15 protein-coding genes are annotated in these 14,336 nt (G+C 38.0%); 6 read left to right on the top strand and 9 right to left on the bottom strand.

All coding sequences use genetic code 11. The features are described 5' to 3' along the window. Positions 1-642, bottom strand: a complete 642-nt coding sequence (locus tag B3394_RS06920; RefSeq protein WP_286914487.1) for a 4'-phosphopantetheinyl transferase family protein — start codon at positions 640-642, stop codon at positions 1-3. Positions 643-806: 164 nt separating this feature from the next. Between B3394_RS06920 and ahcY the strand changes: the two genes are divergently transcribed. Further along, positions 807-2,123 (top strand): adenosylhomocysteinase, encoded by a 1,317-nt coding sequence (gene ahcY / locus B3394_RS06915; RefSeq protein ID WP_177731440.1) that lies wholly within the window; start codon positions 807-809, stop codon positions 2,121-2,123. Positions 2,124-2,263: 140 nt separating this feature from the next. On the opposite strand, the gene rpmA is transcribed toward ahcY, so the two are convergent. Continuing rightward, a complete protein-coding gene (gene rpmA / locus B3394_RS06910; RefSeq protein WP_136403778.1) occupies positions 2,264-2,524 on the bottom strand; it encodes a 50S ribosomal protein L27 in 261 nt (86 codons plus the stop codon). 23 nt (positions 2,525-2,547) lie between these two features. Next, positions 2,548-2,910 (bottom strand): 50S ribosomal protein L21, encoded by a 363-nt coding sequence (rplU, locus tag B3394_RS06905; protein WP_177731438.1) that lies wholly within the window; start codon positions 2,908-2,910, stop codon positions 2,548-2,550. Positions 2,911-3,112: 202 nt separating this feature from the next. On the opposite strand from rplU, the gene B3394_RS06900 reads away from it, so the two are divergent. Both B3394_RS06900 and B3394_RS06895 read left to right on the top strand, forming a co-directional pair. Beyond that, positions 3,113-4,438, top strand: coding sequence for a M16 family metallopeptidase (locus B3394_RS06900; RefSeq protein WP_177731436.1), 1,326 nt, complete (start codon positions 3,113-3,115; stop codon positions 4,436-4,438). Between the two features lie 13 nt (positions 4,439-4,451). Next, positions 4,452-6,494, top strand: coding sequence for a M16 family metallopeptidase (locus tag B3394_RS06895; protein ID WP_177731434.1), 2,043 nt, complete (start codon positions 4,452-4,454; stop codon positions 6,492-6,494). Between the two features lie 50 nt (positions 6,495-6,544). Here B3394_RS06895 and B3394_RS06890 read toward each other — a convergent pair whose 3' ends face one another. After that, positions 6,545-7,408: a DMT family transporter gene (locus tag B3394_RS06890; RefSeq protein ID WP_177731432.1), complete on the bottom strand. Its 864-nt coding sequence runs from the start codon at positions 7,406-7,408 to the stop codon at positions 6,545-6,547. A gap of 114 nt (positions 7,409-7,522) precedes the next feature. Here B3394_RS06890 and B3394_RS06885 point away from each other — a divergent pair, with 114 nt between their 5' ends. Next, positions 7,523-8,041 carry a cation transporter gene (locus B3394_RS06885; protein ID WP_286914483.1) on the top strand — a complete coding sequence of 173 codons (519 nt, stop codon included), beginning with the start codon at positions 7,523-7,525 and terminating at the stop codon, positions 8,039-8,041. A gap of 47 nt (positions 8,042-8,088) precedes the next feature. Here the strand turns inward: B3394_RS06885 and gldD are convergent, their stop codons facing one another. The 4 genes from gldD to mutY are packed head-to-tail and all read right to left on the bottom strand — an operon-like array spanning position 8,089 to position 11,519. Beyond that, positions 8,089-8,658: a gliding motility lipoprotein GldD gene (gldD, locus tag B3394_RS06880; protein ID WP_414654264.1), complete on the bottom strand. Its 570-nt coding sequence runs from the start codon at positions 8,656-8,658 to the stop codon at positions 8,089-8,091. A 3-nt stretch (positions 8,659-8,661) separates the two neighbouring features. Further along, positions 8,662-9,954 (bottom strand): gliding motility-associated protein GldE, encoded by a 1,293-nt coding sequence (gldE, locus tag B3394_RS06875; RefSeq protein ID WP_286914478.1) that lies wholly within the window; start codon positions 9,952-9,954, stop codon positions 8,662-8,664. A 23-nt stretch (positions 9,955-9,977) separates the two neighbouring features. Beyond that, on the bottom strand, positions 9,978-10,421 hold the full coding sequence (locus B3394_RS06870; RefSeq protein WP_177731424.1) for a single-stranded DNA-binding protein: 444 nt from the start codon (positions 10,419-10,421) through the stop codon (positions 9,978-9,980). 42 nt (positions 10,422-10,463) lie between these two features. Beyond that, positions 10,464-11,519: an A/G-specific adenine glycosylase gene (gene mutY, locus B3394_RS06865; protein ID WP_286914476.1), complete on the bottom strand. Its 1,056-nt coding sequence runs from the start codon at positions 11,517-11,519 to the stop codon at positions 10,464-10,466. Positions 11,520-11,635: 116 nt separating this feature from the next. On the opposite strand from mutY, the gene B3394_RS06860 reads away from it, so the two are divergent. After that, complete coding sequence (locus B3394_RS06860; RefSeq protein ID WP_262888439.1) at positions 11,636-11,947, top strand: HU family DNA-binding protein; 312 nt, start codon at positions 11,636-11,638, stop codon at positions 11,945-11,947. Positions 11,948-12,281: 334 nt separating this feature from the next. Then, positions 12,282-13,841, top strand: a complete 1,560-nt coding sequence (locus B3394_RS06855) for an Rne/Rng family ribonuclease (protein ID WP_177731415.1) — start codon at positions 12,282-12,284, stop codon at positions 13,839-13,841. Positions 13,842-13,892: 51 nt separating this feature from the next. Here the strand turns inward: B3394_RS06855 and B3394_RS06850 are convergent, their stop codons facing one another. Beyond that, on the bottom strand, positions 13,893-14,333 hold the full coding sequence (locus B3394_RS06850; RefSeq protein WP_177731413.1) for a nucleoside deaminase: 441 nt from the start codon (positions 14,331-14,333) through the stop codon (positions 13,893-13,895). Positions 14,334-14,336 lie beyond the last annotated feature (3 nt).

Raw genomic sequence — 14,336 nt, 5'->3', positions numbered from 1 at the left:
CTATTTTCTTTTATCTTGTTCTAAAGCATAAACCAGCGTAAAATCTTCAATTTCTTCAAAGTAAAACTGGAAATCTTTTTTAAAATCTTCTTTTCGAACGGTAGCCAGTCCTTTTTTATCTGCTAACTGAAAAGGATGTACGGTCATATTATCTTTAAAACTAAGGCTTTTCGAGTTACACATTTTGTATTTTGCTTCTTTCGCGCCCCATATAACGGTTAGTTTACGGATATAGTCATCTGCTGTTTTATCTAAAAACGAGAATTCCGTATCCATAAATTTATCGGCTATTTTACTTATTTTATCCCTGCGCAGTTCCATATCGATGCCCACATTGTCATAACCCACAATTATTGCCGCAAAACTATAGGAATGAGTTATCGAAATATGTTTACCGTCTTTTAAATGCGGTTTTCCAAATTCATCATAATACAAATCAAAATCGTCATACCCCAATGCTTCCAACAGGTTCCGCACACTTAAAAATCCTCTTTGATGCTGCTCGGATTTCATCCCTTCCACCCGGGTCAGACTGGAATCTTTTAAAGGTTTGTTCCGGAACAGTTCTTCCAAAGTTTCGGTAATTTTCCATACCAGAACCTTTGTATTACTATCTATTTCTATCGTTTTATACAGCGGCATCAGAGCGTATTTGATTTTAAGTTTACAACTTGTTAATTTATTTTTCTGAAAGTTAACACTTTAGCATCTTTAAACAAATGCTAATTATCAATCAATCCTATATATTTTAAAAAGTAATTCCGTAAATTTGCACTAAATTTTTTGTAAATACAAATATAGAGTAGATGAGCACAAAAACATTGCCTTTCGTGGCTTACAAAGTAAAAGATATTTCCCTTGCAGCCTGGGGAAGAAAAGAAATTGAATTAGCAGAAGCAGAGATGCCGGGATTAATGGCTCTTCGTGCTGAATATAAAGAGGAGCAGCCTCTTAAAGGTGCTCGTATCGCAGGTTGTCTTCACATGACTATCCAGACTGCCGTTTTAATTGAAACTTTAATTGCTTTAGGAGCTGAAGTTACCTGGAGTTCTTGTAATATTTTCTCCACTCAGGATCAGGCAGCAGCAGCAATTGCAGCAGCAGGTATTCAGGTTTATGCCTGGAAAGGATTAAACGAAGAGGATTTTGACTGGTGTATTGAGCAGACTTTATTCTTCGGAGAAGACAGACAGCCTTTAAACATGATTTTAGATGACGGTGGTGATTTAACGAATATGGTTATTGACCGTTACCCGGAATTAATCCCTGGAATCAAAGGTTTATCGGAAGAGACTACAACCGGAGTTCACCGTTTATACGAAAGAGTTAAAAACGGAACGTTACCAATGCCGGCTATTAACGTAAACGATTCTGTTACAAAATCTAAATTTGACAACAAATACGGATGTAAAGAAAGTGCTGTAGATGCAATTCGTCGTGCAACAGACTTAATGTTAGCCGGAAAAAGAGTTGTTGTTTGCGGATATGGTGATGTTGGAAAAGGAACTGCCGCTTCTTTCCGTGGAGCAGGTTCTATTGTTACCGTAACGGAAATTGATCCGATCTGTGCTTTACAAGCTGCTATGGACGGGTATGAAGTTAAAAAATTAGACACTGTAGTAGGAAATGCTGATATCATCATCACGACAACAGGAAATAAAGATATTGTTGTTGGAAGACATTTCGAGCAAATGAAAGATAAAACTATCGTTTGTAACATTGGTCACTTTGACAATGAAATTGACATGGCATGGTTAAACAAAAACCACGGTGCTTCTAAAATCGAAATCAAACCTCAGGTTGACAAATACACCATTAACGGAGTGGATATCATTATCCTTGCTGAAGGTCGTTTAGTAAACTTAGGTTGTGCTACAGGTCACCCAAGTTTCGTGATGAGTAACTCTTTCACCAACCAGACGTTGGCACAAATCGAGTTATGGAACCACAGCGATAAATATGAAAACCAGGTTTATATGCTACCAAAACACCTGGATGAAAAAGTAGCCGCTTTACACCTTGCAAAATTAGGTGTTGAGTTAGAAACATTAAACACAGAGCAGGCAGCTTATATTGGTGTTGAGGTACAAGGTCCATTCAAACCGGAATACTACAGATACTAAGCCGTATCGTTATAATAAACAAAACCCCTTACAGCTTGTAAGGGGTTTTTATTTACCTGTTTCTCAAATATTTCCGCATAAAAAAAGCCCGTTTCTTAGAAACGGGCTTTTTAATATTTTCTCTTGTAAGATATAAATTCTTATGCTTCGAATGGAATTACAGAAACGAAAGATTTGTTATCTCCTTTTTTCTGAAATTTCACAACTCCATCAACTTTTGCATGTAAAGTATGATCTTTACCCATGTAAACGTTTTCACCTGGATTGTGCTTAGAACCTCTTTGTCTTACGATAATGTTTCCAGCAATTGCAGCTTGACCACCAAAAATCTTAACACCTAAACGTTTCGATTCTGATTCTCTACCATTCTTGGAACTACCGACACCTTTCTTGTGAGCCATGACGTATTAGTTTTTAATGTTAATTATTCTTCTGTAGCTTCCGCTTTTTTAGTCGCTTTTTTCTTTGGAGCTCCACCTGCAACGATTCCCTCGATTACAATTTGAGTTAAAGATTGTCTGTGACCGTTTTTCTTTTTGTAACCTTTTCTTCTTTTCTTTTTGAAAACGATTACTTTATCACCTTTTAAGTGTTGTAACACTTTAGCTTCTACTGAAGCACCTTCTACAGCTGGGGCGCCTAAAGTTACATTCCCTTTGTCATCCAATAAAAGAACTTTGTCAAAAGTAACTTTTGCTCCTTCTTCAGATGCTAAACGGTGAACATAAACCTTTTGGTCTTTGCTTACTTTGAATTGTTGCCCTGCTATCTCTACGATTGCGTACATAACAATAATGTTTAATTAATTTTTTAAGAGTGCAAATATACAACTAATTCTTTATGATACAACCCTATATGCACAAATTTCACAATCCCGCAACAGGAAAGTAACTTAATTCTCAAAATTACGGGAAATCATCACTTTTAAATGTAACAATTTGCCGAAATTGCACACCTATACGAATATCCAAAATAAATTATTAATTTTTATGAAAAAATCTTTGATGGCTTTGAGTTCCCTTCTGATGCTTGGCGGCGTAGCTTCGGCGCAGAAAGTAGCGTTTGAAGAATACAATTTAGACAACGGACTGCATGTGATTTTACACAAAGACCCTTCCGCTCCGGTAGTGGTTACTTCGGTAATGTATCACGTTGGTGCAAAAGACGAAAACCCGGACAGAACTGGTTTTGCACACTTTTTTGAACACCTTTTATTTGAAGGTACTAAAAATATCGCAAGAGGAGAATGGTTTAAAATTGTAACGGCTAATGGCGGTAACAATAATGCCAATACTTCTGACGACAGAACGTATTACTACGAGGTTTTCCCTTCCAACAACCTGGAGTTAGCCTTATGGATGGAATCGGAAAGACTAATGCATCCGGTAATCAATCAAATTGGTGTTGACACTCAGAACGAAGTTGTTAAAGAAGAAAAAAGATTACGTGTTGACAACCAGCCTTACGGAAACTTATTCACTGAGGTTAAGAAAAACATCTTTACAAAACACCCTTACCGTTGGGCACCTATCGGTTCTATGGAGCATTTAGATGCTGCAACACTTCAGGAATTCCAGGCTTTCAACAAAAAGTTCTACATTCCTAACAATGCGGTTCTGGTTGTAGCCGGAGATTTCGATAGCGCTCAGGCAAAACAATGGATTCAGAACTATTTCGGACCAATCCAAAAAGGTACGCCTATCACGCGTCAGAAAATTGAAGAGACTCCGATAACACAAACAATCCACGCAACATACCAGGATCCGAACATCCAGATCCCAATGGCTGTTACGGCTTACAGAACACCGTCTATGAAAACACATGACGCCAGAGTACTGGACATGATTTCTTCTATTCTTTCTGACGGAAAAAGTTCAAGATTATACAAAAAGTTAGTTGACGATAAGAAAATGGCGCTTCAAATTGGCGCTTTCAACTACAGCCAGGAAGATTATGGTGTGTATTTCATCTACGGATTACCACAAAGCCCGACAACTCCTGCTGAATTAATTAAAGGTATGGACGAAGAAATCGTTAAGCTTCAAACGGAATTGATTTCTGAAAAAGATTTTCAGAAATTACAAAACAAGTTTGAAAACCAATACGTAAACAGCAATTCAAACTTAGAAGGTGTTGCAGAGAACCTGGCTTCTTTCTACTTACTTTATGGCGATGTGAACCTAGTAAATACTGAAATCGACATTTACCGTTCCATCACCCGTGAAGAAATCAGAGATGTTGCTAAAAAGTATTTAAATCCAAACCAACGTTTGATTTTAGATTATGTTCCAGCAAAAGATAAAGCACAAAACTAAGCAGCCAATAATCATGAAGAAAATAATATATATAGCAGCGAGCTTGTTTTTAACGATTACTATGCAAGCACAAGACAGACCTCAACCAAAACCGGGACCGGCTCCAACAATCAATGTTAAAAAACCGGAAACCTTCACTTTAAAGAATGGTTTAAAAGTAATGGTAGTAGAAAACCATAAACTACCGAGAGTTACTTATTCCTTAACACTGGACAACCCTCCGTATGCGGAAGGTGACAAAAAAGGTGTAGCCGATTTAACCAGCAGCATGATTGGTAAAGGTACCCGAAAAATATCTAAAGACGCTTTTAACGAAGAAATCGATTTCTTAGGCGCAAACATCAACTTCTCTTCCGGCGGAGCTTCTGCCAGCGGATTGTCTAAATATTCCGGAAAAATCCTGGAATTAATGGCTGATGGTGCTTTAAACCCTGTTTTCACTCAGGAAGAATTCGACAAGGAAAAAGCAAAATTACTGGAAGGAATAAAATCGCAGGAAAAAAGTGTTACGGCTGTTGCCGGACGTGTTGAAAACGTTCTGGCTTTCGGAAAAACACATCCAAGCGGAGAATATTTAAGCGAAGAAACGATCAACAAAGTAACGTTAAACGATGTGGTTTTAAACTACAACACATATTTTGTTCCGGGTAATGCTTATCTGGTAATTATTGGTGATGTGAACACAAAAGATACCAAGAAAATGGTTGAAAAACTTTTCGGTTCATGGAAAAAAGCGATTGCACCGCAGTTGGTTTATTCCGATCCAAAAAACGTACAGTACACTCAAATCAATTTTGTAGACATGCCAAATGCGGTACAGTCGGAAATTGCTTTAGTAAATACGGTTAACATCAAAATGACGGATAAAGAATATTTCGCTTCTCTTTTAGCCAACCAGATCCTTGGTGGTGGTGGTGAAGGAAGATTATTCTTAAACCTTCGTGAAAAACACGGATGGACCTATGGCGCTTATTCTTCTATCGGATCCGGAAAATACGTTACAAAATTCCGTTCTTCTGCTTCTGTTAGAAATGCAGTTACCGACAGTGCTGTAGTAGAGTTCTTCAACGAATTAAAAAGAATCAAAACAGACCTTGTTTCTGCTGAAGATTTAAAAAATGCAAAAGCAAAATACATCGGAAACTTTGTAATGCAAATTGAAAAACCGGCTACAATTGCCCGTTATGCTTTAAACACTGCAACTCAAAACTTACCGGAAGATTTCTACGAGAACTACATTAAAAACATTAACGCCGTTACTCCGGAAGATATTAAAAATGCCGCTAACAAATTCTTTTTATCAGACAACACCAGAGTTGTGGTTGTCGGTAAAGCTGCAGATGTATTGTCAGGATTAGAGTCTTTAAAAATTCCTATTTTCTATTTCGACAAATTCGGTAATGCTACAGAAAAACCAGTGGTAAACAAACCAATTCCTGCCGGTGTTACTGCAAAAACAGTATTTGACAACTACATCAAAGCTATTGGTGGTGAAAAAGCCGTTGCCGGCATTAAATCTATCGCTACTACAGCTACAGCTACAATCCAGGGACAAGCTTTGGAAATGACTTCCAAACACACTTCAGACAACAAGTCATTGTTTGAAATGAAAGTTGCCGGAATGACAATGTCCAAACAAGTTGTAAACGACAAAGCGGCTTATGCTATTCAACAAGGTCAGCGAAAAGATTTCACTGCAGAAGAATTCAAAGAGAAAAAAGAAAGTGCTGCTGCATTCCCGGAATTGGCTTTAGCGAAAAAAGCAGATTTAAAAATCAAAGCTATCGAAAGCATTAACGGTAAAGATGCTTATGCTATCGAAAACGGAAAAAGCACATTATATTATGATGTAAAAACCGGTTTAAAAGTAGCGGAAGCAAAAACACTTGAAAGAGCTGGTCAGAAAATGACACAAATGATTACTTACGGAGATTACAAAGATGTAAAAGGAATTAAAGTTCCTTACAAAATGGTAATGAACGTTGGAATGGATTTAGACTTTACAACTTCTGATGTAAAAATCAACGAAGGTGTAACACCAGCTGATTTCCAATAATCACAAAATACAATATCATAAAAAAGACCGCCTTCCGGCGGTCTTTTTCTTTATTTCCTGCTGGAGAAATACACTCCGACTAAAATTATCAGGGCCCCTACAATCTGGAAGAATTCCATTTTTTCATGATCCAATATACCCCACACAAAAGCGACCACCGGAATTAAATAGGTAACGGAAGACGCAAAAATGGGCGATGAGATCTGTATTAACCGGAAAAAGACAATGTTTGCAATTCCAGTCCCTACAATACCCAGAATAGCAATATACATCGCCGACTCCTGAACTTCCGGTTTACCGGCAACCTGAAAGAAATCGGTACAGGACAGCACTATCAATGCCGGAATGGTCAGCACAACAAAGTTCCCGGTAGTAATACTCAGCGTATTCAGATCGGAAAGGTATTTTTTAATCAGATTAACATTCATTGCATAGCAGATTGCCGCCACGACCACAAACAAGGTATAATAGTAATTCTGATTGGGATTGCTCTGCGCTCCGGAATAAATGAGCAGCACACAGCCTATCAGCCCTATCAGTACACCGAAGAATTGTCTTCGCTGAAATTCCAGCCCGAAAACAAAAGCACCGAGCAATAAGGTATTCAGCGGTGTTAACGAATTCAGAATCGCACTGGTTGAACTGCTGATTTCCGTTTGGGCAATAGAAAAAAGAAACACCGGCATAAATGTTCCCACAAAAGCCGTCAGCGCAATATATTTCCATTTTCCCAGCGGAATTTTCGGCAGGCTTCTAAATCCTATCAGCAGCAAAAAGGCAGCAGCAAACAATATCCGTAAAGCTCCCAGCTGAAAAGGCGATAATCCGACCAATCCTCTTTTGATTAAAATAAAAGAACTCCCCCATATCAGGGAAAGCCCTATCAGTAAAACCCACTTTAGCTGTTTTGTCATTTTCTATCAATTTTAAGGTGTAAAATTCCAATATTAAAACGAAAAAACGCCTGTTTTTTTATAATTTTGTAACTCTTTACAAAAGAGCTTTTTAATCTTAAAAAAAACACCATCATGAATTTCACAAAAAAAATAGCTGTATTTGCTTTAACCGCTTTTGTATTGGTTAGTTGTAAAAAAGAAGATAAAAACACTACTCCAGCAACCGCAACAGAAGCGTCAAAAGACGTAGCAGCAAAAATGGAAACAGCCAGCATGAACATTGAAGGAATGACCTGCGCTATGGGCTGTGCAGCCACCATTGAAAATAAATTATCCCACCTGGAAGGTGTTACTTCTGCCAAAGTTGATTTTGAAACCAAAACAGCTACTGTAGAATTTGATGCAAACAAACAGTCAACTACTTCCCTGACACAAACTGTTGAAGGTGTTGCCGACGGAAAAACATACAAAGTTACCAGCGTAAAATCATCCGGTGACAAAGCAATGGTTATGGATCAGGAACCGAAAAAAGCAGAAGGTAAAAAATGCTGTTCGGCTGATGCTAAAAAATCATGTTCCGATAAAAAAGGAGACGCTCCTAAAAGCTGTGCCGCTGACGCTAAAAAAGACACTGACGTTAAAAAGGCATAACCGGACACATAGTATAAAAAAAAGCGAACTGAATAGTTCGCTTTTTTTTATTTCCATCGTATGCTTTGCATGATTTCCCGCATGTCGTTTTTAATATAACTTGCCGCCGGCATAATGGAATCAAAATTTGGTTTTGCATAAAAATAAACCGATCCCACAATAAAATGCTTCGTACTGTCCGTTACATAAAACTGTGCATTCGTAGCCGCATCGCCGCCCACCTGGTAAAACATTCCGTAAACTTTATCTTTACGGTTCACAAACGGCTGTTCCTGTATATCGTCCGCTTTAATAACGTGCTCATACGTTAGTTTCTGCGCATCTCTTAACAGGACATCAATATTATTATTTACCGGCTTATAATCGATGTAAATGGTCCCTTTCATTTTCGGATACACAATATTAAAGCCACAGGCTCCTTTTTCGGTTATCTTCGTCAGCGTATTCACATCAAAAGTAAAAGCGCAGCCATCCGTAAACATTCTGTATTCCGGCATAGGGTATTCCAATCGCAGGTGTGCTTTTGGCTTTGGCACTACATCACCCTTGCAGGCTGTAAACAAGAAGCCTATTCCCATTAGCAGCAATAATCCGGTATTTCTTAATTTTCTATTCATTTTTTAAAGCAGTGTAACTTTAATTTGTTTCACACGGCGTTTATCGACCGATTCGACGGTAAATATACAATCTGCAAAATTTATTTTCTGGTGCTTTTTTGGAAAATTTCCGGAAATCTCTAAAATAAATCCGGCCAAAGTTTCCGATTCCCCTTTATTGGCTTCAAAAACCTCTTCATCGACCGGGACGATCCTGTAAAAATCTTTCAGGCTTATCTTCCCTTCAAACAGGAAGTTTTTGGCATCAATCTGCGAAAAGACAATATCTTCATCATCAAACTCATCACTGATATCTCCCACAATTTCTTCCAGTATGTCTTCCAGCGATATCAGGCCGGAGGTTCCGCCATATTCATCAACTACTATTGCCAGATGGTTTTTCATACCCTGAAATTCCTTTAGCAGGTTATCGAGTTTTTTATTTTCGGGAACAAAAAACGGACTCCTTAATAAGGTCTGCCATTCAAAATCGGTTTTATCAATATGTGGGATCAGGTCTTTTACAAACAAAACACCCTCAATATGATCGATATCTTCTTTATAAACCGGTATTCTCGAATAGCCTTTGTCTACGATCTTAGCAAAAATCTCTTCAAATGTTTCTTCAATATTTAAGGCAAAAACATCAATACGGGGACTCATAACCTGGCGCACTTCCGTATTACCGAAGGTTACTATGCCTTCCAGTATTTTCTGTTCTTCTTTGGTTGCATCGCCATAGTCGGTCATTTCCAATGCCTGCGACAGCTGATCTACCGAAAAGTTTTCTTTTTCTTTCCCTATTTTTTTATGCAGATACAGGATGATCTGCCGAAGCGGAACACTTACCGGCGTTAGCAGTCCGGTTAAAAAAACCACAAACGTGCTGACCCCTTTGGCAAATTTTACATTATTCCGGGTGGCATACATTTTAGGCAGTACTTCCCCAAAAAACAGGATCAATACCGCCACTATGGCAATTTCAAGGATTACTTTCGTGCTCAGCGCCATTCCTTCGGAAAAAACGCGGTTTCCAAAATAGGAAAAAAGCACCACTATTGTAATGTTCAGAAAGTTATTGGCGACCAGAAAAGTCATGGACAGCTTTTTGGGTGTTTCCAAAAGCCTGCTGATTTGTTTTCCTTTATTCGTATTGGCCGATATTAAATCGTCAATCTCTTTTCTATTCAGGGAAAAAATAGCGACTTCTGCACCGGAAACCAATGCAGAACAAAACAACAGGAAAAGTATTCCTATTATTAAAAAAATAAGGTGAAAATCTATTATACTTATTAAACTGACGGGGCCTGGGTCCAAATCAAATCAATTTAGTTAAACAATTAAAACGGCATGTCATCATTCTGACCTGACGTATTTGGCCCGTCAAAAGAAGGCTTCGAAGGATCTGATGACGAAGAGAATCCCTGTTTATTGTTTTCAATTTCCTTTTTAGTTGTTAAAAAAGTAAATTCCGTAACCTGGATTTCTGTTGTATATTTTGTAGTTCCGTCTTCTGCCTGCCATTGTCTGGACTTGATACGCCCTTCTACATAAATCTTATCTCCTTTAGAAAGATATTTTTCACATATTTCAGCCGCTTTATTTCTGACCACAAGATTGTGCCATTCCGTAGAAGTGATTCTCTCGTTAGTGGATTTGTTAATATAGACCTCATTAGTAGCCAAAGGGAAACGTCCTATACAATTTCCGCCTTCGAAATAATGCATTTTTACATCATCTCCCAAATGTCCTATTAACATAACTTTATTTACCGTTCCGTTCATGGCTGATACCTGTTTTATTCACTCAAATATACTAATTTCTATTCACTTTGCTCTATACTCTTCAATAAAATTATAGATCACTATCGGGAAGGGCAGCTTTTCAATCTCCGGAAAAGACATTCCGCCAACCAGTGGCTTATCTGTTTTCAGCTCCCAAAAATGGATGTGCAGGTGTTGGTGCGAAAGTTTATGGATTATTTTTTTAGTGTTCAGCAACCTCAGAACCGATGTTTCAATTCCCTCCCTGCTCCAATCCTGCCCGCTGTTTTGCAGCAGCCCCGCCATTTCCTCCTGCCCTATATCCTGACTGGTTTCAAACAGCGGAAATTCATATAATCCATGCCAGATCCCTTTTGCTTCCCTTTTCGCAACCAGCGATCTTTCATTGGCATCCTTTAAAATAAGGTAATTAAAATAGCGGTTAACAACTTTTGTCTTTTTTAATTTCACCGGCAGGCTGTCTACTTTTTTCTTTTGCAATGCCACACAACTGTCATTAAAAACGCAGCTTCCGCAATCCGGATTCCTCGGCACACATTGCAAAGCACCAAATTCCATCATCGCCTGATTAAACAAGGACGCCTGTTCTTTGGGCAACAAAGCTGCCGCCAGCTCTTTAAATTCTTTTTTAGCCGCCGGAGAGGCAATATCCGTTTCCACATCAAAATAGCGGGACAACACCCGGAACACATTACCGTCTACCACCGGAACAGGCTCACCATAAGCAATGGAAGCGATTGCGGCGGCCGTATATTCACCTACTCCTTTTAATGTTAGCAACTCCTTATAAGTACCGGGAAATACCCCATCCATTTCATACGCAACCTGTTTGGCCGTAGCATGAAGGTTACGGGCACGGGAATAATACCCCAAACCCTGCCAGAGTTTTAACACTTGTTCCTCTTCGGCATCTGCCAGATCACGAACCGTTGGAAAAGCCTCCGTAAAAGACAAAAAATAGGGCAAACCCTGCGCAACTCGCGTTTGTTGCAACATGATTTCTGACAGCCAAATAGGATACGGATTCGTTGTTTTTCTCCAGGGTAAATCACGTTTATTTTGTAAATACCATTGAATTAACAAGTTAGTAAAATGCATTCTAAAAAATTAGTCAACAAAAATAAAACTTTATGTAATTAAATTTTAATCAATTAAGGTTGAAATATTGTATTTTTAATTGCTATATTTGCAAACTCAAAAAATTACACATCAATATAAATCGAAAGAAAATGACGAAAGCAGACATCGTAGCGAAAATTTCCGAAAAATTGGGTCTAGAAAAAGGAGATGTACAAGCAACAGTTGAGTCTTTTATGGACGAAGTAAAAAACTCATTAGAAACTGGTGACAATGTATACTTAAGAGGTTTTGGTAGCTTTATCATCAAAACAAGAGCAGAAAAAACAGGTAGAAATATCTCTAAAAACACTACAATAAAGATTCCTGCCCACAACATTCCAGCTTTCAAACCAGCAAAAATTTTTGTTGATGGCGTGAAAACGAATACTGAAGTAAAAGTTAACTAATTTATTAATCACTAAACACTACAATTTATGCCAAGTGGTAAAAAAAGAAAAAGACATAAGGTAGCGACTCACAAACGTAAAAAAAGAGCGAGAGCTAACCGTCACAAGAAGAAAAAGTAGTTTAAAACTACTTTTTTCTTTTTAAAGTTTAAAGTTCATTGAAATTGAAATTATCGTATTTGGCTCAAAAAAGAGCGATTTATATTACAAATCGGTTTTTTAACACCTCAAATCTTTAATTTCGCGGGTTTAACCTGTAAATTAATGTTTAATCCATCTATACGTTTAGTTGCTGTTTTGCCTTGCAAAACACAATGGTCATGTATGGATAAAAATGTACCATGTGAACAAGGAATTAATTATCCGATCTGGTTCAGATGCTGTAGATTTTGCCTTATTAAAAGATGGAAAACTAATTGAATTACACAAAGAAGAGGGCGACAAAAACGGCAACGGCTTTCAGGTGGGCGATATTTTTATTGCCAAAATCAGGAAACCGGTTGCGGGACTAAACGCTGCTTTTGTAAATGTAGGCTTTGAAAAAGATGCCTTTTTACATTATCACGATTTAGGACCAAACCTATCTTCTTTAATAAAATTCATAAAACTTGTAAGCGCAGGTAAAATAAAAGATTTCTCCCTAAAAAACTTTCCTTTTGAACCTGAAATCAACAAAGATGGCGCCATCTCTGATGTATTAAGCGCCAACCAGTCGATTTTAGTTCAAGTAGTTAAAGAACCCATATCCACAAAAGGCCCGAGAATAAGCTCAGAGCTTTCTTTAGCCGGCAGGTATGTCGTTTTAGTTCCTTTTTCGGACCGGATTTCGATTTCTCAAAAAATCGAATCCAAAGAAGAAAAAGACCGCTTAAAACGTTTGGTTCAATCTATCAAACCAAAAGGATTTGGTGTTATTGTCAGAACAGTAGCAGAAGGCAAAAAAGTAGCTGAACTTGACAAAGACTTACAAAATTTACTGGACAAATGGACAGCAATGTGTAAGCGAATCCCTACAGCTCATCATCCTTCAAAAGTATTAGGTGAACTCAACAGAGCCTCCTCAATATTGAGAGATGTATTTAATGATACCTTTACCGGTATTCACATAGATGATGAGGATCTGTATTATCAAACAAAGGAGTATTTGCAAGAAATAGCTCCTTCAAAAGTATCTATTGTTAAGCATTATCAATCGAAAGAGTTACCTCTTTTTGAGAAATACAATATAGAGCGACAAATTAAAACGTCATTTGGAAGAACGGTTTCTATGAGTAAAGGAGCTTACTTAATCATAGAACACACCGAAGCATTACACGTCATTGACGTTAACAGCGGTAATCGTTCCAACAAAGCGCAAAATCAGGAAGACACTGCTCTTGAAGTTAATCTGATAGCTGCTGCAGAAATTGCAAGACAGCTGCGATTAAGAGATATGGGTGGTATTATTGTAGTCGATTTTATCGATATGTCCAATCCTGACAACCGCAAAGTACTCTATGATTTCTTAAAAGAAGAAATGAGCGATGACAAAGCAAAACATAAAATCTTGCCTCCTAGTAAATTTGGATTAATTCAAATCACTAGACAAAGAGTCAGACCTGAAGTTAATATCAAAACAAGAGAAGAAAACCCGAATAATGAAAACGGGGAAATCGAAGCTCCAATCTTGATTGTTGATAAGATATCAGCTGATCTAGAAAGAATTTTAAAGGATCACAGCAAAGTGGTTCTGAATGCGCATCCATTCGTGGCTGCATACCTTACAAAAGGTTTTCCATCATTACGTTCAAAATGGTTTTTTGAACATAAAAAATGGGTGAAAATTATACCTCGTGATGCTTACACGTATTTAGAATACCATTTCTTTGACAAACAGGGAAATGAAATTAAATAAACTAAAAAACCGCTATTCTTAACTGATTAGCGGTTTTTTTATATCTGTATATTATCGTTTTTTCTTAAAGAACTCCTTCATTAAAGCAGCACATTCATTTTCCATAACTCCGCCGGTAACAAGCGTTTTGGGATGCAGCTGTGTTCCCATTTTCTGAAATCCGCGCTGTTCATCGCGGGCACCAAATACGATTTTAGAAATCTGGCTCCAGTATAACGCCCCCGCACACATCTGGCAGGGCTCCAGCGTTACATAAAGCGTGCAGTCTTTCAGGTATTTCCCGCCTAAAAAATTAGCCGATGCAGTAATTGCCTGCATTTCGGCATGTGCCGTAACATCGTTTAACAACTCCGTCAGGTTATGGCTTCTGGCAATAACCCGATTGTCTATAACCACTATGGCGCCTACAGGAATCTCCCCTTTTTCAAAGGCAATTTCGGCCTCCTGCAAAGCCTTTTTCATAAAATAATCGTCGGTGAAAATATTTTCCATAAA

The sequence above is a fragment of the Flavobacterium sp. UBA4197 genome, from assembly GCF_002379575.1.
Classification (GTDB): Bacteria; Bacteroidota; Bacteroidia; order Flavobacteriales; family Flavobacteriaceae; genus Flavobacterium; species Flavobacterium inviolabile.
This window is presented reverse-complemented; position numbering and strand designations above follow the sequence as displayed.